General features: G+C 36.4%; 17 protein-coding genes and 1 riboswitch. Of the genes, 11 read left to right on the top strand and 6 right to left on the bottom strand.

Annotation, left to right across the window (positions count from 1 at the left end; all coding sequences use genetic code 11):
* Positions 1–63: 63 nt before the first annotated feature.
* Entirely contained in the window at positions 64–1,791 is a 1,728-nt protein-coding gene (gene recN, locus ANA7108_RS0112680; RefSeq protein WP_016951169.1) for a DNA repair protein RecN, read from the bottom strand.
* 314 nt (positions 1,792–2,105) lie between these two features.
* On the opposite strand from recN, the gene ANA7108_RS0112675 reads away from it, so the two are divergent.
* On the top strand, positions 2,106–3,011 hold the full coding sequence (locus ANA7108_RS0112675) for an amino acid ABC transporter substrate-binding protein (protein ID WP_026104155.1): 906 nt from the start codon (positions 2,106–2,108) through the stop codon (positions 3,009–3,011).
* A gap of 14 nt (positions 3,012–3,025) precedes the next feature.
* Here the strand turns inward: ANA7108_RS0112675 and acsF are convergent, their stop codons facing one another.
* Together acsF and ANA7108_RS0112665 are read right to left on the bottom strand one after the other, a co-directional pair.
* Complete coding sequence (gene acsF / locus ANA7108_RS0112670) at positions 3,026–4,102, bottom strand: magnesium-protoporphyrin IX monomethyl ester (oxidative) cyclase (protein ID WP_016951167.1); 1,077 nt, start codon at positions 4,100–4,102, stop codon at positions 3,026–3,028.
* 129 nt (positions 4,103–4,231) lie between these two features.
* Positions 4,232–5,518, bottom strand: coding sequence for a hypothetical protein (locus ANA7108_RS0112665; RefSeq protein WP_016951166.1), 1,287 nt, complete (start codon positions 5,516–5,518; stop codon positions 4,232–4,234).
* A 395-nt stretch (positions 5,519–5,913) separates the two neighbouring features.
* On the opposite strand from ANA7108_RS0112665, the gene ANA7108_RS0112660 reads away from it, so the two are divergent.
* The 10 genes from ANA7108_RS0112660 (at position 5,914) to ANA7108_RS0112615 (ending at position 18,602) form a co-directional block, all read left to right on the top strand.
* Positions 5,914–6,588 (top strand): heme oxygenase (biliverdin-producing), encoded by a 675-nt coding sequence (locus ANA7108_RS0112660; RefSeq protein ID WP_016951165.1) that lies wholly within the window; start codon positions 5,914–5,916, stop codon positions 6,586–6,588.
* Between the two features lie 338 nt (positions 6,589–6,926).
* Positions 6,927–8,309, top strand: a complete 1,383-nt coding sequence (gene hemN, locus ANA7108_RS0112655; RefSeq protein WP_016951164.1) for an oxygen-independent coproporphyrinogen III oxidase — start codon at positions 6,927–6,929, stop codon at positions 8,307–8,309.
* Between the two features lie 422 nt (positions 8,310–8,731).
* Entirely contained in the window at positions 8,732–9,832 is a 1,101-nt protein-coding gene (gene rseP / locus ANA7108_RS0112650) for an RIP metalloprotease RseP (protein ID WP_016951163.1), read from the top strand.
* Between the two features lie 124 nt (positions 9,833–9,956).
* A complete protein-coding gene (gene nth / locus ANA7108_RS0112645) occupies positions 9,957–10,601 on the top strand; it encodes an endonuclease III (RefSeq protein WP_016951162.1) in 645 nt (214 codons plus the stop codon).
* Between the two features lie 271 nt (positions 10,602–10,872).
* Positions 10,873–11,015, top strand: a riboswitch (cobalamin riboswitch).
* Positions 11,016–11,396: 381 nt separating this feature from the next.
* Positions 11,397–11,807, top strand: a complete 411-nt coding sequence (locus ANA7108_RS0112640; protein WP_016951161.1) for a DUF1636 family protein — start codon at positions 11,397–11,399, stop codon at positions 11,805–11,807.
* Positions 11,808–12,056: 249 nt separating this feature from the next.
* Positions 12,057–14,159: a TonB-dependent receptor gene (locus ANA7108_RS0112635; protein WP_016951160.1), complete on the top strand. Its 2,103-nt coding sequence runs from the start codon at positions 12,057–12,059 to the stop codon at positions 14,157–14,159.
* Between the two features lie 139 nt (positions 14,160–14,298).
* On the top strand, positions 14,299–15,159 hold the full coding sequence (locus ANA7108_RS0112630; RefSeq protein ID WP_016951159.1) for a ferredoxin: 861 nt from the start codon (positions 14,299–14,301) through the stop codon (positions 15,157–15,159).
* A 64-nt stretch (positions 15,160–15,223) separates the two neighbouring features.
* A complete protein-coding gene (locus ANA7108_RS0112625) occupies positions 15,224–16,435 on the top strand; it encodes an ABC transporter substrate-binding protein (RefSeq protein ID WP_016951158.1) in 1,212 nt (403 codons plus the stop codon).
* Positions 16,435–17,520: an iron ABC transporter permease gene (locus tag ANA7108_RS0112620; protein WP_016951157.1), complete on the top strand. Its 1,086-nt coding sequence runs from the start codon at positions 16,435–16,437 to the stop codon at positions 17,518–17,520. The genes ANA7108_RS0112625 and ANA7108_RS0112620 overlap by 1 nt, the downstream gene beginning before the upstream one ends.
* Positions 17,521–17,588: 68 nt before the next feature.
* Complete coding sequence (locus ANA7108_RS0112615; RefSeq protein WP_016951156.1) at positions 17,589–18,602, top strand: ABC transporter ATP-binding protein; 1,014 nt, start codon at positions 17,589–17,591, stop codon at positions 18,600–18,602.
* A 63-nt stretch (positions 18,603–18,665) separates the two neighbouring features.
* On the opposite strand, the gene cydB is transcribed toward ANA7108_RS0112615, so the two are convergent.
* From cydB to ANA7108_RS0112600, 3 genes are all read right to left on the bottom strand, one after another.
* Positions 18,666–19,679: a cytochrome d ubiquinol oxidase subunit II gene (gene cydB / locus ANA7108_RS0112610; RefSeq protein ID WP_016951155.1), complete on the bottom strand. Its 1,014-nt coding sequence runs from the start codon at positions 19,677–19,679 to the stop codon at positions 18,666–18,668.
* 10 nt (positions 19,680–19,689) lie between these two features.
* Positions 19,690–21,132 (bottom strand): cytochrome ubiquinol oxidase subunit I, encoded by a 1,443-nt coding sequence (locus ANA7108_RS0112605; RefSeq protein ID WP_016951154.1) that lies wholly within the window; start codon positions 21,130–21,132, stop codon positions 19,690–19,692.
* A 247-nt stretch (positions 21,133–21,379) separates the two neighbouring features.
* A complete protein-coding gene (locus ANA7108_RS0112600) occupies positions 21,380–22,090 on the bottom strand; it encodes a YdcF family protein (protein ID WP_016951153.1) in 711 nt (236 codons plus the stop codon).
* Positions 22,091–22,273 lie beyond the last annotated feature (183 nt).

Below are 22,273 nucleotides of genomic sequence, written 5' to 3'. Positions count from 1 at the left end.
TGAAAAACGCATATTTAAATTCGGTCGATGTATAATACACACAATTTACCATCGGTTGAGAACTTAACTTTGTTCTTGACGACGGTGGTTTGCAGCTTGTAATAACAGAGATTCGGCAAATGCGATCGCTTGATTGGCAGATTTACCACCTGCTAACTGTGCTAGTTCTTCCCGACGAGTACTTAAATTATCCAAACTGGTAACTCTGACAACTGTACGCTGTTCAGTGTTACCATTTTTATTAATTACTTGTTTATCAACTCGAAAATGTCGATCTGCCATTGCGGCAATTAAAGGTTGATGAGTAACACATAATACCTGTTGATTTTGACTAAGTTGGTGTAATTTCTCAGCAATAGCTTGAGCAACTCTTCCCGATACACCAACATCAATTTCATCAAATACCATTGTATCAGCCCCATCATGTTGATTAAAACAAGCTTTTAAAGCTAGTAAAAATCTGCTCATTTCCCCACCAGAAGCAATTTCTGTTAATGGTTGTATAGGTTCACCAGGGTTAGGGCTAAACATAAAAGTAATTTTATCTACACCTATAGCGGTAGGAGGAATTGGTGTAATTTCAACTTGAAATTTTACCTTTTCCATTGCTAAGGGCTTAAGTTCAGCTAATAAATGAGATTCTAAATTAGCCGCAGTTTGACAACGCAGTTGAGTTAATATCTGACTGACTTTGTTGAGGTGGTGTAAACAAGTTTGTTCTTGTTGTTCTAAAGTTTCTATTGATAATTCACTGTTATTAAGTTCAGCTAATTCTTTTTGGATACGTTCATAATAAGCGATCGCTTCCGTAAGAGTCGGTCCGTATTTACGACAAATTTGTTTTAATTCCCGAATCCTTTCCTCAACCTCTTCTAACCGTTGCGGATCTGCTTCTAATCCTTCCCCATAAGCACTAATTTGTCTTCCCACTTCCATCACTGCTGCTACTGCATCTCGCACCAATTCCAGCAAAGATTGTAAGTGAGAATCGAACTCTACCATGTGATTTAATATCGTTTCACTATCTCCCAATAAATCCGCAGCGGTTGGAGTTTCATCTTCATTTTGATACAAAGCCTGATAAACTTTGTAACTCATTTGTTGCAAATCAACAACGTGATTGAGGCGTTCTCTTTCCTGTGTCAATTGTTCCATTTCTTGAGCATCACTGAGATTTGCTGCACCCAATTCTTGCACTTGATAGGTGAGTAAATCCAGTTGTTGTAAACGTTCTCGTTCGGAAGTACGGCGTTTTTCTAAAGTTTGGTGTGCTTGTTGATAAGCAATAAAAGCAACAGCAACTTTTTGGCGTTGTTGCATCAAAGAGTCGCCACCATATAAATCTAACCAATTTCGAACTTGAGCAGATTGTCCCACTTGTACAGTTTGTCCTTGGGCGGTAATTTCCACCAAGCGGTCGCGCAAACCAGCCATAATTTGCCGATTTACTAACACTCCATTCACACGGGAACGACTGCGGATATTACTTATAGTCGTGCTGATTTCTCGACTAATTATTACAGAATTATCATCAATTAAATCAATTTCCTGTTCACTCAACCAAGCCGCTAGGAAAGGATTTAAACTGAAAGTACCTTCCACCAAAGCGCGACTCGTGCCGGTGCGAATTACACGACTAGAAACTTTACCACCTAAAACTGCATCAATCGCATCCAAAATAATCGACTTTCCCGCGCCAGTTTCTCCTGTTAACACGTTCAACCCAGCGCCAAAATCCAATTCCAGTTGGTCAATGAGGGCAAAATTCTCAATTCTGAGGCATAGCAACATCAGGCCAAAATCTCCGTGAGGGCAAATGCCGAATACTCTTCAATTTTATCCTCATCCAGTTGGGATGTATACACGGTTCTATTTAAAGAATCCATACAAGTGACTGATTATACATTTATTTATCGATGCTTAATCATAAATACATAGCGGTACAGAACTCAATGTGAAGAATCATTTCTAGAACGGTTTACTTGGCAATTGATAGAGATAATTCTTGTATTTTGATGCTGTTGATGCCCAAAGATTTGAATTTGAATATGTTTGTCAATACCAGAATTAATATCTCGTGTTTACCTGCTTTTACTAAATTGAAGATGTATAGAAATCTTGCGCCTATAATACTTGGTTTGATATTTCCAGCAATTATACCTGGTGTTGCAGGGGCAGAAACTGTAATGCAAAAAGTAGCGCGGACAGGAGTATTAACCGCCGGTACGAGCAGAGATGCTTTACCCTTCGCCTACGCTGATAATCAAGGGAAATTGACTGGTTATTCGGTGGATATGCTGACTTTGATTCAGAAGCAGTTAGAGAAAGAATTAGGCAAAAAAATTAAACTTCAATTAGTTGGAGTTACCCCAGCAGAAAGGATTCCCAAGATAATTAACCGACAAGTTGATATTGTCTGTGATGCTAGTAGTTTTACTTGGGAGCGAGATAAAAAAGTGGATTTTTCGAGCAGCTATGGTGTCACAGGTACTCAAATCTTAATTAAGAAGGATAGCAATTTAGGGTCGCTTGAATCTCTCATTGGTAAGCGTGTGGGTGTGCTGGCTGGAACTACCAACGAACAAGCAATCAAGGAGATACAACCCCAAGCCAAGCTTGTATATTTTCAGGCTAGGGCAGAAGGATTTGCTGCTTTGGAACAGGGCAAAATTGACGCTTTTGCATCCGATAGTATTCTTTTAGAGGGATGGTTACAGACAGCAAAAAATCAAGATAGTTTTGCGATCGCACCCCCTCGTCCCTACTCACGAGAAGGAATTGCTTGCATGGTTCCTGAGAATAACTCTAAATTCCTCGACTCAGTGAATTATTCCCTCATCAAGTTTATGCAAGGATTTGTTAATAATAACCCCAAATATGTGGCAATTTTTGACCGTTGGTTTGGTTCTCAAGGTGCTGTATATCTAAATCGGGACTTACGTGATTTAGCAGTAGAAACTATGCAATTGATGATAGATTTTCATGAGGAGATTCCCAAAAAAGATTTTTAGGCTATGGCTATCAATTAACAAATAGCCTCACGAGTCTTTTCGGCGTTGATAGGTTTAATCAGGTAAAGTTTCAACATATACCAAACGATGTTTTTCATCAACGGCATTTTTTTGAAGAACTTGACAATTAGCCCACGCTTACTGTTATTGAGTTCGATGATTTTCTGGTTATTGATTGCACATTGTTCCAAATACCAGAAAAAGTAAGGGTGATTTGTATTCAAGATCAGGGGAAATGCCCTCGCTGCGGTTTTGTTGGTTTCTTCAATTACCTGATTATTGTATTTACGAGGATGAACTCCTAATATTTCATAGAAATTAGCTCGTTCAAATACGGTCATTGTGTGGGTAACAAACACCGTTAATAAGAAGAACCGCACCCATAACCGCGCTTTCCAATTATTCCATAACTGGGGTTGAGAACGTAACAAAGCTTTGAAGAAATCCCCGTGTCTATTTTCATCCTGACACCAACTTTCAAACTTCCGAAACAGTGGATAAAACTGGAATTCTGGATTTTGTGCCATGTGGCGATACACTAAAATATATCGCCAATAGCCAATTTTTTCAGACAGGTAAACTGTGTAAATTACCCATTCTGGAGGAAAGAATGTATAAGTGCGATTTTTAGTTAAATAACTTAAGTCCAGGGAAAGATTAAAATCTGCCATAGACTTATTTAAAAACCCTGCATGACGGGCTTCATCTCGTGCTAAATAACCAAAAGCTTCTGATAGCAAAGGGTTACTATCTTTGATACGACGAGATAATTCTTTAAACAGCAAAAACCCTGAAAATTCTGAAGTGCAGGAACGTTCTAAAAAGTCAATAAAGGCTAGTCTCTTCTCTCCCTCAATGTGATCCCACGACTGTTTAAATTCATCATCACGAACGAAGTGATGGCGGTTATAATCAGCCTTGAGTTCTTCAACTATTGCCCTGATTTCCTCCTCATGAGCAGAAATATCCATTTTTGCCACAGCATCAAAATCTGTGGTATAAAAACGGGGAGTTAATAATGTTTCTTGAACCGGGGCTTTGACACCTGGTTTCAATAACTCAACTGCGGGAGTTTCCAACGACTTAACCATGATAATCCTTTTGCTATTTTATGCTTTTAAAATTATCTAAGCATAAATAGTTATTAGTAGTCATCAGTTAAATTATTGAAAATAAATTGTACAAAATCACCTGAGCAGATTTAAGAATTACATGAGATTTTAGCGGTTTAGTGATGCAGAATTCTCAATAATGCCACCATTATCAATTGCACTATAAGTATCATTGTTTGCTAAACCTAACCAAGGATCAGAACTAGGAGTTAGAAACAGTTCAGCATAAACTTTTTCATTGAGTTGATTGACATCTAATGTTTCATTTCTTTGTAAAAACCATTGATGAATTTGCCTATGTAGCATATATTCATTTCTGACTGTATCCAGAGCCATGACTGTTTCAAAATTACTAATTACTCTGGATAAATTATTTTTGCTGGTTGTATTTGGTAACTTCTTCGCTTGAATTAAAGCTATACTATTACTATCAAGTTTAGCATCATTTTGGTATAATTGCGCTAATTTGTTCCAAGTTGCCTGATCAATAATTTCTAAAGGATTAGATTTATTATCCAATATCTCAGGTTGAATTGCATTGATAATAGGTCTTTCTACGACGGACTTAGAAACTGCAAGAGAACCTGCAACACTAGCGCTAGGAGGTAAAGTAGAATTATTGCTCAGTGGTACTAATTGAGGTGGAGACTGAATACCCAATTGGGATAAATCTGCTCTCCATTGGTTTTGAATTCCATCAAGTTGACGCAGATGATATTGTTGTAATAAATTTTCGTATTTTGTCCCGCTACTTTTACCCAACTCTGTTGCGATTATTTCTGCTTGTTTTAGTTGTTTAAGAAAAGCTTTCGGTCCATAAAGTCCGGGAATAGCATCAATGGGACGACCAGAACTATCTAAAATATAATGAATGCTGTTCCCTGTAATTGTTCTTTCTAACTTGCGTCCGTCACCAAAATCAATTGTGACTTTGGGTACAGGACGTACTGTTTGCCAATGCAAAATAAAGTTTTCTCTTAATAGTTGAGAAATTTCTGAATTTGGATATAATGCTACTCTAAAAAATCGGCTGTTAGCACAACTCAAGTCTGTATCTAATCTACCTAACAACCGCAAAGAAAGAATTGGTTTACCACTAGTTTTAGCAGCAGCTTTAGCTTGTTCTAAATCTGTGTACCAATACAATTTAGATGCATAACAATTCCTTTGCTGACACAATTGATCTAAAGCTGTTTTGATTTGTGGTGATGTTAATTCATTATGATGTGATTTGAGAAATGTTTGTAATCCCGCTGCTCCCTGTTGTCGTAATTTTGTAACTTCTTGAGTTAGTTTAGATGTGTTTGAATTGGTATCTTGGGTATAACCAGCAGGGGAAAAAACGCAACCAGCTAAAATAACAATAAATGGGAGTTGCAAATTAGTAAACTGCATATTTTTAAAAGTGTTTTAGTTGAATGTTCCCAGTATGGCACTTAATTTTTGATATATCTACTTGCTAATTTTTCTTGGTTATATACATGAAATTAAGTAATTCTTTCATATCTAAGGTAATTTTGCCTATAAAAGCAACATATAGGGTAAATTTGCTCAGGAAAGTCTAAAGAAATATGAATATCTTTATCTTTATTAAGAAGATTAATAGTTAAATATTTTGTAAGAGAGCAAAATAGCCAGGATATATTCAGCCGTGATATTTGCTGGATAGATTAGTACAGAGAGTGCATATCTCTACAATAGCAATCTTCTCACTGTGACATCGACGGTGAACTGATAAACAAGTCGGTGACATTCTAGAAACTTTGCACTTGAACAAGAAGGAAGCAATAATGAGTAATAATTTAGCCATCAAATTGCGTTCTGGTACTCAACAAGCTCATACAGACGCAGAAAATGTCGGATTCATGAAATGTTTTGTCCAAGGTGTTATTGATAGAGACTGCTTTATTCAGTTGTTGAAGAACTTGTATTTTGTTTACAGTGAGCTAGAAGCAGCAATTGAGAAAAATAAACAACATCCTGTAATTAGTGTAGTTTATTTTCCTGAACTAAAGCGCCAAGCTTCCCTAGAAAAAGACATGGAGTTTTATTATGGAAGTCAATGGTACAAGAGAATCTCACCTTCAACTGCTACTCAAAATTACATTGCTCGTATTCAAGAAATATCTGCTCATGAACCTGCATTATTGTTAGGTCATTCATATACTCGTTATATGGGTGATCTTTCTGGGGGACAAATGCTACAAAAAATTGCTCAATCTACTTTGAAATTGTCTGGATATGAAGGAACTTCCTTTTATAACTTTGAGCAAATTCCAGATAAGCAAGCATTCAAAAACAAGTATCGTCAAGCATTAGATACAGTACCTGTTGATGATACAAATGTTGATCAAATTGTAGCAGAAGCCAACCATGCTTTTTACTTGAATACGCAGATAATTAAGGAGTTAGAAAGTATTTTAATACTAGCCCTTGGTCGAGCCACATATAATGACTTAATTTGATCAAGTATGAATTACGCAAAACATCTTGCCAACTCTTGTGATTTTGCGTTTTTTAAGGTTTATTTAAAATAGTAGAATTCACAACTAAACTAATTTGTGTAGTCATGAATTCTATTTACTACAACTAGTTTATAGTATTTTTGATCAAAACCGGGTTTCTTGACGTAAGTCCTAGCTCGTTTCAGTCTTTGCAACTGAAGCATACAAATATATTGGCAATTAGTAATCAAAAAATTGTCAATCTTACAACACAAAATTGGGAAAATTAATCGTGATATTCCCAATTCAAAATTGCTATGCCTACTAGGCACTAAACTCACAGATACTCGGAGGTTTTGATGGTCTTTCTATTACCTGGTGTAAGGTTTGATCTGGATCTGATTAAAAAGTATGATACTCGCGCACCCAGATATACCAGCTATCCACCTGCTACAGAATTAAGTGAAGCATTCACCGCTACAGATTTTCAAGCAGCAATTACCGCTTCTAATCAACGACAAACACCCCTATCTTTGTATTTCCATATTCCCTTTTGTCAGAGTACTTGTTATTTTTGTGGCTGTAATACAGTTATTTCTAATAACAAGAATATTGCCAAACCATACTTGGAACATTTGGTGCAAGAAATCCAAAATACCACGGCTTTGATTGATACAAACAGAAAAGTGCTGCAAGTTCATTGGGGTGGTGGTACTCCTAATTATTTGGAACTTGATCAAGTTGAATTTTTGTGGAACAAGATTAATCGTTATTTCAACATTGATTCACAAGCTGAAGTTTCAATTGAAATTAACCCCCGCTATGTAACTAGAGAGTACATCCATTTTCTGAAAGATATTGGCTTTAATCGCATTAGTTTTGGTATCCAGGATTTTAACCCAGAAGTGCAAGTAGCGGTAAACCGTATTCAACCAGAAGCAATGCTTTTTGATGCTATGGGTTGGATTAAAGAAGCTAAATTTGACAGTGTGAATGTGGATTTAATTTATGGTTTACCCTACCAAAATCTTCAGACTTTTCGGGAAACTATACAAAAGACTATTTCTCTAGATCCTGATAGAATTGTGGTGTTTAATTTTGCTTATGTACCGTGGATGAAACCTGTGCAGAAAAGGATACCTCAAGATGCATTACCCGCAGCACAGGAAAAGTTAGATATGCTCAAAATGACGATTGAGGAGTTAACAGGTAACAAGTATCTGTTTATCGGGATGGATCATTTTGCCAAAACTAATGACGAATTAGCTATTGCTCAAAGTAATGGTACTCTAAAACGTAACTTCCAAGGTTACACCACCCATGCAGAAACGGAACTTTTTGGTTTTGGTTCTACATCGATTAGTATGCTAGAAGATGCTTATGCTCAAAATCATAAAGGATTAAAGGATTATTACAAAGCAGTTTCAGCAGGTATAATCCCTACTACTAAAGGTGTCAAACTGAGTCATGATGATATTATTAGACGTGATGTAATTATGTCTATCATGTCTCATTTCCAGCTACACAAGTCAGGTATTGAAGCCAAATACCACATCAGTTTTGATCAATATTTCTCTCTGGAATTAGAGGAATTAAAACCTTTAGAAGCTGATGGATTAGTCAATTTATTAGCTGATGAAATCCAAATTACTGATATTGGGAGATTATTGGTGAGAAATATTGCTGTCATCTTCGATACTCATACAAGAACTAAAGAGACAAAATTCTCTCGCGCAATTTAAGTCTGAGTAGTTGAGATCAAGATTCTCAGATTAATAGAATTAGGGTAGCATTTATTTGTGTGGTCTTGTTAAATTGGCGAGACCATTCTTTTTTATCATCAAACTTTCCTCCCATAATATTATGTCTAGTTGAATACTTATCAATTAGACTGACGCGGAGAATTTTTTTGATAAGTGATTAGGGATTAGGTGGACATGATATGAATAGCTTTCTCAGGACTTACGCAAGTGAGTTATGCGATCGCTATTGTTCCTTAGTGTGAGGTAAAATCAATGTTTAAAAGTTGCAAATTGCGAATTGACAAGTCAGCGATCCATACTAACGCTAATGCAAAACCAACACAGGCAATGGGTTTTGCCTGACCGTTCCCAACCAAACTACAATAAGAGTATATGTTTCAATGTTTTGACTAATTTGCTCTATGTCAGTTTTAGCAGCGATCGCAGTCTTGGCTATTTTGATTTTGGTACACGAAGCTGGACACTTTATAGCCGCTCGTTCTCAAGGTATTTACGTTAACCGCTTTTCCTTGGGTTTTGGCCCCGTAATTTTCAAGTACCAAGGATCACAAACGGAATATGCTATCCGCGCTTTTCCCTTGGGTGGCTTTGTCGGCTTTCCTGATGATGATCCAGATAGTGAAGTTCCTCCCAATGACCCAAATCTGCTGCGGAACCGTCCAGTTTTAGATCGGGCAATTGTCATTAGTGCCGGAGTAATTGCCAATTTAATTTTCGCCTATTTGATGTTAGCTTTGCAACTGGGTATCGTCGGCATACCACAGGAGTTCCAGTATCAACCAGGTGTAGTTGTCAAACCAGTAAATGAACAATCTGTTTCCTACCAAGCTGGTATTAGAGAAGGAGACATTATCCTGGCTGTTAATGGTCAAGAACTCACTGCTGGTAGCGATTCCACCTTATTGCTGACCAAGGAAATCCAAACTCATCCCAATCAGCAAATAGACTTAAAAGTTCAACACCAAAACGAACAAATATCTTTAACATTAACCCCCAAAATGGGTGCAGATGGCAAAGGTTTAGTAGGCATTGAACTAGGTCCTAATGGTAAAGCAGTATATCGCCGTCCCCAAAATATTGGTGAGATATTCAGCGTTGCAGCTAACAGATTTCAACAATTAATTGTTGGTACAGTCAAAGGTTTTGGACAATTAGCTACCAACTTTCAACAAACTGTTGGACAAGTTTCTGGCCCAGTTAATATTGTCAAAATCGGTGCAAAATTAGCATCTGACAATATTGCAAATCTGTTCTCTTTCGCCGCAATTATCAGCATTAACTTGGCAGTTATCAACATTTTGCCTTTACCAGCATTAGATGGTGGTCAACTGGCTTTCTTGCTAATTGAAGGTTTATTTGGTAAACCCTTACCAGCCAAAATTCAAGAAGGCGTGATGCAAACTGGTTTAGTGTTACTTTTAGGATTAGGCATTTTCCTGATTGTTAAAGAAACCACACAGTTAACCTTCCAGTTAGATTGGGTGCAAAAACTGTTTCAGTGAGCATAAACAAATTTTAGATTGAGAATTTTAGATGAAATAATTTATTTAAAATTCTCAATCTAAAAAAATATCGCAATCTAGTTTAAACTAGAAAATAAATCTAAAATCTAAAATAGAAAATTGATTGGCTACTAAATCATTATCTAAAAAACAACGCGCTTTAGAAATTCTTTCGCGTCTCCAGTGCCTTTATCCAGATGCTACTTGTTCCTTGAACTATTCAACTCCTGTGCAATTGCTAGTAGCAACCATTCTTTCTGCCCAATGTACAGATGAACGCGTAAATAAGGTGACACCAGGATTATTTGGTAGATTTCCTGATGCTGAAACTTTAGCAAATGCTGATTTATTAGAGTTAGAAGAATTGGTGCGTTCGACTGGTTTTTATCGCAACAAAGCGAAGAATATTCAAGGTGCTTGTCGCATGATTGTCAGTGATTTTAATTCTGTAGTTCCTAATCAAATGGAAGAACTTTTAAAGCTTCCAGGAGTAGCAAGGAAAACTGCAAATGTGGTGTTAGCTCATGCTTATGGGATTAATGCAGGAGTGACTGTAGACACTCATGTTAAGCGATTAAGTCAGCGTTTAGGTTTAACAAAAAATACTGAACCTGTTGGGATTGAGAAAGATTTAATGAAGTTATTACCCCAACCAGATTGGGAGAATTGGTCAATTCGTCTAATTTATCACGGACGGGCTGTGTGTAAGGCACGTTCTCCAGGTTGTAATGTTTGTGATTTGGCTGATTTGTGTGCAATGAAATTATAATAGCCCCCAGTGGTGCAGAGTTATAGAGTGTAATATTTGAAAGTATTTGGTTTGGGAAATTTATATTTATATTCAACTATCAAGCTAAGGATTCAAATAGATTTACAAGTCCTTGCCAAAATTTTTTTCTCCAAAGAACTGCTCAATTTGACTACAATTCTTTTATAGAATCCAGCATCATCATGATTAATTTCTTCCCAAAAAGCCTTTCACAAAAAGGATAAACAAATATTATCCGGCGATGCCTATTGACAATAGACAAAAACTATAGTATGTTCATTTATACGTCGGTTTTAATGGCAAAAACCATTAAACGCAAGGGGGAAAGTTTGGTGTAAATCCAACGCTGTCCCGCAGCTGTAATGAGAATTATCTCTCTAAGTCAGAATGCCCGCCGAAGGTAAAATAACTTATATCCATCTGCGTGGTACAGATGAATAAATCCATGAATATTTCCATCAAAATTCATCATTTTGGCATCAGAGATTCTCTACAAATTGTATATTACTCTGAGAGTATCAACAGTCAATTTAATTTTTTATACCCTTTTATCCGAGAAGACGGCAAGCGTATATGACTGACGCTTATTCATATCTTCAATAGATTTCTGGCAACTTTACATAAACATAGCAGTTTTCAATTCAATCAAATATATCAATTGACATCAGTCCTTTTTTAGCTTGGGAAGGAATGATTTCAAACATTATTGGTTTGCAGGAGAGGTTGCTGCTGTAGTTTCGCTGTAAAAACTTTCATGTCTGCGTTCCCGACTAGTTCTTACACATTTTTCAATCAATGCTCAATCAAAAACATACTTTATTTGTCTGCACAACTTGTGGTGGTAAGTGGGAAAACGGTAAGCGAGTTGGTGAAAGTAGTGGAGAAAAACTACTACAACAGCTTCAAACACTTGCACAAGATAGAGAAATGCAGGATAAATTCTGCATTCAGGGGGTTGAATGTATGAGTGCTTGCAGTCATTCTTGTGTAATTGCTTTTGCAGCAGCAGGAAAATCAACCTATCTCTTTGGTGATTTACCCGTAGATGGTAGTACATCTGCAATACTAGAATGTGCAAATCTATACTATACTAAAGCGGATGGTTTGTTACCTTGGTCAGAACGACCAGAACCTTTGAAAAAAGGTATCTTAGCGAAAATTCCGGCACTAAATAAGTGGGCGCAATTGAACATCACTCATAGTTAATTTCTCGCTAGATATCAGTATAAAAAGTATTTTGCTGTTGGTGACTAGTTGAATTGATGCCAAGCAGCTATTGCAATTTTTACCATTTATGTGATAATGATTATAATTCTCATATTAATGCGGCTTCTTTCTTTACTGTCGCAGTCTTTTTTTAGCGTGTAATTGAGTAAATTACCGTGCTGGTTAATGAAAAAGACTGCAACTTTTACCTTGGTCAAATTTTTAGTTATACAGGTGTTTAGGTAAAAAATGTCTACTAATTTAGTTGCGAAACTGGGAATTCAAATTATTGCGTCTAGTGTGACTTTGGGAATGTGGTGTGAGAATTGCAAAGTTATCGGAGTAGAAATTCCCCAAGACAAAGGTTCTGCAAAAGATTTACAACCAGTCGTAGAAGAAATATCTCAAAATCCACCAAAAGCTACAGAAGAAAAAGAAGCTGATATTGAAATAAATGTCATTGACACAATATTAAATGAACCTGTTTTTTCACCCTTTCGTCGGGAAGGAACAGTCAAAGATTCTACCCGACCAATTTATGTAATTACGGGTGAAGAAATGGAAGCACAAGGTGCGAGAACCGTCAGAGAAGCACTTAAATTTCTGCCTGGTATATTAGGTGATGGTACAGTAGGAACAGAAGTTAATGCTTTAAGTGGTCAATTTATTCGTGGTTCTAATACTGGTCAAGTATTAATATTACTTGATGGTAGACCAATTAATAATGCCGGTAGTGGTGGTTTTGATCTTTCCGAATTTACAACAAACAATATTCAAAGAGTTGAAGTATTACCAGGAGGAGGTTCAACTCTGTATGGTTCTGATGCAATTGGGGGAGTAATTAATATTATCACCCGTCGTCCTACAGAGAAAATTACCACAGAAGCAAAAGTAAATTTTGGTGCTTATGGACTCAATCAACAGAGTATTCAAAATAGCGGTAAAAAGGGTGATATTTCTTGGGTTGTAGGTTATAACCGTACCCAAGCTGAAAATAATTATCCTTTTTCTATTCCTGAAGCTAATTTTTCGGGAACTCGAAAAAATAATGATGCACTTTATAACAATTTTAATCTCAAATTAGAAGCAGATTTAGGAAAACGAAATACACTCAGTTTCTCGACTTTATACTTAAATAAAGAACAAGGAACACCAGGAGGAGTGCCAATTCCTTTTCCAGTCAATGGACAAGGTTTTTTTAATTCGCTTACCGATAAAAATCGCAAATACACAGATCAAGTTTTAACGGATTTAACCTGGAATTCAAAATTAGGAGGTGGAGATGATTCTTTATTAACAGCAAGAGTTTATGGTGATTTTTTGAACACTCGTTTTGATCCTAGTGGTTCAAGTCGCTTTGAAACTAACCAAAGTTCCTACGGAATTCAAACTACACATAGTTGGAATTTTGCTAAAAATCAAAGTTTAGTTTATGGCTTTGATTATCGCACTGTCAATGTTCGGAATACTTCTTTTAGCTATTCCACTAATATAGAAACATTGAACTATGACAATGATATTAATCAAGGAGCATTATTTGCCAAATATGAAGTAGCATTAATCCCTAATTTGACTGTTAATTTAGGTTTACGTCAAGATTTTAGCAGCTTGATAAATGGTTCTGTTACATCTCCATCTGTAGGAACAAAATTTGCTGTTTCCGACTCAACCACCTTAAGAGCAAATTACATCAAAAATTTCCGAGTTCCTACTATTGCTAACTTATTTAATGTCAATCCTAGCAATATTGGCAACCCAGAACTTAAACCAGAAAGAGGTGATAGTTTTGATATTGGCATTGACCAAAAACTTGGTAATATTGGTTTAGTAAGATTAACATTTTTCAAAAATAGCGTATCAGATACAATTGCCTTTAAAAGACTGACACCACCAGTAAATGGTAATACAGGAACTTGGGAAAATATCGGACTGGTGGAAACTACTGGAATTGAGGCGACTTTGAATTTGCAACTTGCCAAAAACATTTATACTTTTGTTAATTACACGGCAAATGATCCGCGTATTTTGAAAAGTTCTAATGCGGCAGAAATTGACAAAGAATTGCGCTTCGCTGGTGCAGATAAATTAAATTTGGGAGTTTCTTATGAAAATCCTCAAGGTTTGTATTTGGGTTTATTAATGAATTCCTTAAATGGATATCCTACTAATAATACAAATACAGAATTTTTATCTGGTTATACCACTTTTGATTTTAAACTGCGTGTACCTTTAAATGATAAACTGGTAGTTACAGGTAGTGTGGAAAATCTCTTTAATCAGCGTTATCAGTTGTTTCCTGGTTTTCCTGACGGAGGTAGAGGTTTTCAAATTGGTTTGAGTGCTACTTTTTAATATTCGGTATTGTAGGGTGCGTCAGATATCAAAAGTTTGTTGACTATTACCAAATTATTAACTCTGACGCACCTTCTTGATATACCAGTTGCTTAAGTCCTAAAAGTAATACAAAAGTTTAATAAAAGGAGGGTGTTTTATGGCTGATTTTAATTGTTGGGTAACACCAGTAAATGAAAAAACAATTGAAGCGACGGGGAATGATTGGCAAATTGAATATGAGTTTTTTGATTGTCAAGCTGATGTTCTAGCTTGTTTAGCTTATACTTTATTTCAAGAAAATTGGCATCAAGTTGGTTTGGGACATTTGGAACAAGGTAGTGTTTTAGAGTTGGAGTTTCACGAAGCACCTAAAAAATGTGTTCTCTATGATGGATATTTAACTGTTATTACTAGAGATTGGCATTTTCATTTATGTATTGAGGAAACTCTAGGTGGTCCCAATGCTGAAACTTCCATCGAAGTAAGACAGCAACGGTTGATTAGTAAGGGTGCATTTTATCGGCGAATAAATCCCGAAGGTGAACCGAGAAGTTGGGGTATTCAATTTTGGAATGGTGCTGGGGAAAAGGCTATGACGATATTTTTACCTAATCCCTATGTAGAAGATGAAAATTTGCTCCCTGAAGGAAAGGGAGATTTTACAAAGTTAGCTTTTTATCAGGAACTTAGAGATATTTATGTATTAGGTAAAAAGCCCATTCCTTTTACTAAAAATCCTCTCAAATGTGCCTATATTGCAGTTTGCACTTCTGGACGTTGTTATCCTTCCCGAAAATGGCAACCTACTTTTGAGGCTTTAAAAGCTGCTGTTGAAAAAGCGGAATTAGATTTGGAAGTGAGAACAAGTGGTTGTTTACAGGTTTGTAAGTTAGGGCCTGTTGTTTATCATTCTACTGATAGAACTTGGTACAGTCGTGTTAAGCCGGAAGTTGCAGAAAGAATTGTACAGGAACATTTGGTTGCGGGGAATAAGGTTGTTGAATATATATATCCTTAGTTTGTATTTGGGTAGGGTTATTTTTTCACGCAGAGGCGCAGAGGCGCAAAGAGAAATATGGAAGATGATTTTTGGGAAGTATAAGGTTATTATCTTTTTATGTCAGTTGTTTTTAGTTGCTGTTTTGGTTGTTTCTTGTCAAGGTTCTCAGAATAGTCTGGTTGTTAGTTCTGCTAATAATGGTTGTGTTCAAAGTTATGATCCTAATGTTGATTATTTTCCCAACAAGGTGAAGGTTACTCATGCTATAGGTTTTGCAGTTGAATATTATAAAAACTACAAAGTCGTGACGATTAAAAATCCTTGGCAAGATGCTAAAACAGGTTTTAAATATGTTTTGGTTCAATGCGGTACACCGACACCAGCAGGGTTTGAGAAATCACAAATATTTACTACACCTGTAAATTCTGTGATTTCTCTTTCTACAACTCATTTACCACATTTTTCTAAGTTAAATGTTGTTGATAAGTTAATCGGTGTTAGTGATATTAAGCAGGTAACTACACCAGAATTTATTGACAGAATCAAGGCTGGTAAGGTGGTATCGGTGGGTAATAATTCTACTGTGAATGTGGAGAAAGTTTTAGAACTTAATCCTGAGTTAGTTACCACTTTTGGGACTGGAAATCAACAAATTGATAGTTTTCCTAAGTTGTTGGAAGCTGGTTTGAAAGTGGCGATAAATGCTGAATATATGGAAGATACACCATTGGGAAGAAGTGAATGGTTGAAGTTTACTGCTTTATTTTTTAACAAGGAGGAAGAGTCGGAAAAAATCTTTGCTGAAATTGCTAAAAAGTATGAAGATATTGCGGCTATTGCTAAAGCTGTTAAAAATCGTCCGACTGTGTTTGTTGGCTTCAATTTTAAGGGAACTTGGTATACACCAGGTGGTAATAGTTATGTAGCCAAATATCTCGCTGACGCAGGTGCAAATTATCTCTGGAGTGAGGATAAATCTTCTGGTAGTTTACCTGTATCTTTTGAAGCTGTTTTTGAGCGTGCTGCTAATGCTGATTATTGGTTGAATTTGAGACAGTCTTGGAAGACTTTCAAAGATGTCATTATCGAAGATAATCGCTATGGTGATTTTAAAGCTTTTAAAAAAGGAAATATTTATAATAATAATGCTCGCGTTAATGTTAATGGTGGTAATGATTACTGGCAAAGTGGTATTAGTAATCCAGATGTAGTTTTATCTGATTTAATAAAAATATTTCATCCAGACATTTTAGAAAGTCATCAATTATTTTATTATCGGAAACTTAGTCAATAATGTTAACCGCAAAGTCTCAACTTTCAAATTCTTTATTACACCAAAAACCTGCAACTCGAATCAAGGCTCTAGTTTTTTCAATTTTACTAATAAGTTTAGTTTTGGCATTTTTACTAGATTTAGCTTTAGGTGCAGTTGAGATTCCTATTAATCAGGTAATTACAATTTTACTCGGACAAGAAGCAGAAAAAATAACATGGACAAATATTATCTTCAAGTTTCGTTTACCTAAAGCCTTAACTGCAACTTTAGCTGGTGCAGCTTTAGGTGTGAGTGGTTTACAAATGCAAACTCTATTTAAAAATCCTTTAGCTGGTCCTTTTGTCTTAGGAATTAGTTCGGGTGCAAGTTTAGGAGTTGCGTTAGTTCTACTAACAGCAAGTGTGACTGCACCAACATTATTAACTAATTTGGGAATCATTGGTGATTTTAGTTTAGTTATAGCGGCAAGTTTTGGTGCAGCATCAGTTTTAGGGTTGATGTTAGTTGTTTCTCGTCGTGTGCAAGATACAATGACATTGTTAATTTTAGGTTTATTATTTGGATATGCGACAAGTGCAATGGTAAGTATTTTGTTGCAATTTAGTTCAAAAGAACGGATTCAAAGTTATATAATGTGGACTTTTGGCAGTTTCACTGGGGTAACTTGGCAACAATTAGCTATTTTAACTCCAGTTATCTGTTTAGGTTTATTAATAGCGGTGCTGCAATCAAAATCTCTGAATGCACTTTTATTAGGTGAATCCTATGCACGCAGTTTAGGCTTGACAGTGCAGAAAACTAGATTTTCTGTGATTAGTAGTGCCTCTATATTAGCAGGAGCAATTACTGCTTTTTGTGGACCGATAGCATTTTTAGGTGTGGCGATTCCCCATCTTTGTCGGAGTCTTTTTAATACTTCAGATCATCGGATATTAATCCCTAGTGTCATAATTATGGGGGCAATTTTAGCTTTATTTGCTGATTTGGTTTCCCAAATTCTGATAAATCAAATGGTTTTACCTTTAAATGCTATTACGGCTTTAATTGGAACTCCTGTTGTTACGTGGGTAATTCTGCGGCGTAATTCTAAGAAAGCTTTTTAAACGCAGAGGTACACGGAGGTAAGCGCGGAGGTACGCAGGGTGTTTATACGTTTAATTCGCTATGGATTATGAGTAACTCAATTCTGACAACTCACAATTTGACTATTGGTTATAAGACTTCCCAGAAAACTATTCGGAATGTTGCAGCGAATATTTCTACATCTTTGCAAGCGGGTGAGTTGGTTTGTCTACTAGGTGCTAATGGTGCTGGTAAGTCTACTTTATTAAGAACTCTGGCGGGAATGCAACCACCAATTGCCGGGGAAGTTAAGCTTTTAAAAGATGATATTTATAAGTTACCACCACAGGAGTTAGCAAAACGTTTAAGTTTGGTATTGACTGAAAAAATTGATGTGGGAATGTTATCAGCTTATGCTTTGGTAACTATGGGAAGATATCCTTATACTGACTGGTGGGGAAGGTTATCATCTGAAGATGAAGATATTATTAATTGGGCAATAAAATCTGTGGGGGCGGTAAATTTAGCCCAACGGAATGTTTGTGAATTAAGTGATGGTGAACGACAGAAAATTATGATTGCTCGTGCTTTAGCGCAGTCGCCTATTGTGATGTTATTGGATGAACCTACAGCTTTTTTAGATTTACCACGTCGGGTGGAAATTATGCAATTGTTGCGTCAGTTAGTGCGGGATACAAATCAAGCAATTCTGCTTTCTACCCATGATTTAGATTTAGCTTTGCGCCTTGCTGATAAAATTTGGCTGTTAGGAAATAATGGTATTCTCCACGTTGGCGCACCGGAAGATTTGATATTAAATGGTATATTTGCTGATACTTTCCGCAGTGAAGGTGTGGAATTTGATATGTTTTCTGGGGAATTTCATCTGCATACACCATATAAAGGGGAAGTTAATTTAAGAGGTGAAGGTGTTGCGGCTATTTGGACAATTCGGGCTTTAAAAAGAGTTGGATTTGTTGTTATACAAGGTTATCAGTCTACAGAAATTACGGTAGAAGTGATATCTGCGTCTGAAGTAGTTTTTTGGCGAGTCACAAATAGTCAGGCTGTGTCTACACATCATTCGTTGTATGAACTGATTAAATTTTTGAACTTTTTATAGTTGTAATTCAAAAAAATCTCGACTTTTCTAAAAAGTCGAGAATCTGGCAAATATCATACTAATTTATTCTCCCTCTTCACTCATGACTACTTTACCTCGGAAAACAAAGTAATTGTAGATATTGTAAAACAACATAATCGGAATCAAAAACCCAATGAACGTAATCATAAACACCATTGAAGTGGCAGAAGATGCCGCTTGATAGATGGTAATAGTGGGGGGAATAATGTAGGGAAAGGCAATAAATCCTAAACCAATAAATGTCAGCAGAAATATTAATGCTGTGTAAACAAATGAGGCAACTTCCTGCTTATTATTTAGGCTTTGCAGCAGCAACCAAATTAATAGTACACCCAACAAAGGGATTAGAGCAAAGATATAGACTTCTGGTTGATGAAATAGTCTAGCTCTAGCATTTTCATAGACAATTGGTGTGCTAATGGTAATGAAAATTGCACCAATAAAAGTTGTCCAAGCTGCTAATTTTGCTGTGCGAAAATGAGTTTCCTGTAATGTACCTTCTGTTTTCAGAATCAGGTAAGTTGAACCAATTAACACATAACCTTGTACAAGTGTTAATGCTGTTAATAATGATTGCCAACTTAACCAATCCCACATTCCTCCACTAAAATGTCCGGCTGTATCAACTTTGATTCCTGCTAATACACCACCTAAGGCAAATCCTTGAAATAAAGAAGCAATAAAACTACCAATTCCAAAGGCAAAATTCCAAAAACTTTTATTATCAGAATGTTCCCGAAATTCAAAAGCAACAGCCCGCAAAATTAACCCTACAACCATCACCATTAGGGGTAAGTAAAGAGCATTGAGAATTGTGCCATAGGCTAAAGGAAATGCTCCGAATAAAGCCCCTGCCATCAAAACTAACCAAGTTTCATTAGCATCCCAAACATTACCTAAACTGGTCATTAATAAACTACGACGTTTTTCATCGGAAGAAGTCAAAGAGAGAATACCAACGCCTAAATCAAAACCATCTAACAGCACATAAAGGAACAGGAAAAGCCCTAGAATAAAAAACCAAACTTGTGGTAAAAAGCGCAATAAAGCTTCCATATAATAGTTCCTATTGTGGCGTTTCTAGAGGACGACTATCGGGAATGTGACTCACCGGTTCAGTGACAATAACTGTTTTAATCTCACCTCCAGGTATTGGTAAAGTTAAATCTGGTCCTTTACGAATAATACGGCTACCAAAAAACATGGCTGAGACAAATAAAACACTATAAAGAAGGGCAATAACTGTTAGGGAAAATAACACTTCACCTGCTGGTAAATGAGAAGCTGCATCAGTAGTCCGAATTTGTCCATATACTGTCCAAGGTTGTCGTCCCACACAGCGCACAATCCAGCCTGATTCAATAGCAATATAGCCTAAAGGTGCGGATAAAATCCAAGCTCGTAATAACCATTTTTGTTGAGTTAAGTTATTCGGGCTTAGTTTACCTCTGAGCCATTGCAGAATACTCCACAGCATTAATCCTACTAAGAAAAAGCCGATTCCTGCCATGATTCGGAAGGAATAAAAAATCAAAGGAATCATTGGTGGACGGTCTTCTGGTTTCCATTCCTTGAGTCCCAATACAGGTTGAGAAAGTTTAGGTTTGAGTTCTAAAATGTAACTTAAACCATTAGGAACAGAAATTTCCCAATCATTTTTTTCTGCTTTTCTATTAGGAATTGCTAATATGTTCCACTTAGCAGATTCACCAGCAGGTACTGTTTCCCATTGGGATTCTATCGCGGCTAACTTAGTTGGTTGATAGTGATAAACTTGATCACCACTAGCATGACCAATGTATACTTGTAAAGGAGCAACAAAAATAGATATTGCTAAGACTATTTTCAAGGATTTGCTAAAAAACTCCGAATGGCGATTATTGAGAATATACCAAGCACTAATGCCACCAATGACAAATAAAGAAGTCTCCAAAGTTGCCAAGAACATATGAAGAACACTATTTACCATAAAGGGATTTAAAATTGCTTGGAAATAGTCATCAACAATAAACTTACCATTCAACATTTCTCCACCACTAGGAGTCTGAAACCATGAATTAGCAACCAAAATCCAAAATGTGGAAAGATTCGCCCCAAAAGCTACGAGAATAGTTGCTAAGTAGTGAATTACGGGAGGTACTCGTTCCCAACCAAACATCATAATTCCTAGAAAAGAAGCCTCTAACATAAATGCCATTGAGCCTTCAAATCCCAGAATACTACCTAGGAAATCTCCCACGGCTTCTGATAATGGAGCCCAGTTAGTCCCAAACTGAAAACCCATTGGTAAACCTGATGCAACTCCGATACCAAAGTTTAGTAAATACAGTTTTGACCAAAAACGAGCATGATGATAATAGGTAGGATTTTTGGTTTTTAACCATAGTCCTTCCACAACAATTAAGTAAATAGACATACCTGTAGTTAGCACAGGCCAAATCATGTGAAAAATCGCCGTAAATGCAAATTGCAACCGTGATAACGCTACAGTATTAGATAAAATTTCCATACTCTTTGAGGGAGTTACGCACAAGAGGTAAATACCTATTTAGGATATACAGTAATATTTGTTTACACGGTATTACTTCCAAAAGTTTTAAGCTTTGAAATGTTTGACAATAAGTCGTTTGATGTAGGTGACTTTTTTTTGGGAACTTATTTTTCATGTCAAGGCATTAACAGCAAAAATACGCAGATTATAACCAAGTTATGATATCAGCATATTAACCGTAATTTTCATGTTTAATTTTTGATTTTTAATTTTCACTTCTGCGAATTATTCCCCCCTGATGTTCACACTGAAAACCGCTCTTTTCCCAAGCTTGCATATCCACATCAACCAGTCTTGTCACCTGTGAACATTGAGGCTGAATAATTTGACTTAGAATCGCCCATAATAAGCTGCGAAGAACGTCTAAGAAAGTTTTGAGCCAAGACTCATGATTACCAGGAATACCTTGTTCCTTAACAACATCAATATCGACCCAGATACCATGAGCGCCTAAGATGATTTGTGCCATCAACTTGGCTCGGAATACATGAGTTCCAGAAGTAATCAATTTTACCTTACGTACACCCCAACGCCGCAAAATTGGTACTCCATAATAAAAATTTTCAAAGGTAGAATTAGCACAATTCTCTAACCATGTATTTTGTAAATCTGCTGCTTCTCGCTGAAAAATTAGTGAAATACATGGATTTAGGGAACCATGAGAAATTAAAAGCGGGGTTTGTGGATATTGTTTGGCTAATTGAGCTACATAAATTTCCCTGCGAATGCTACCTCCTAGCACAAATAAGGCATCTACCCGCTGTGAGGAAGCAGAAACTAAGGCTATAGTGGTGGAAGTGAACCGAATAACCAGGATAAAACACACAGTAAAAGCAACATATTTTAACAAACTCCTGAATTTTCTAAATCTACCCCGCAATAAATTTGATAAATCAATGGTAAATTTGTGCTTCATAACATAGAAAGTTAACGCTTTTATTGTCTAAAATTGAAAAACTCTCCCATCAACTCAACAAAGTGCTATCTTAGTGAAAGAATTTAGGGTGTAAAGATGAAGCAGTGACCCGTGTCACAACAGTGGTGTGTTTATTTTTACTGTAGACCCGAAAAACACAAGCAATTATTGCTAATAAAAGAC

Origin of the sequence: Anabaena sp. PCC 7108, assembly GCF_000332135.1 — a bacterium.
Lineage (GTDB): Bacteria > Cyanobacteriota > Cyanobacteriia > Cyanobacteriales > Nostocaceae > Anabaena.
Note: the sequence above shows the minus strand (reverse complement) of the source record. Positions and strands in the feature narration are given on the sequence as shown.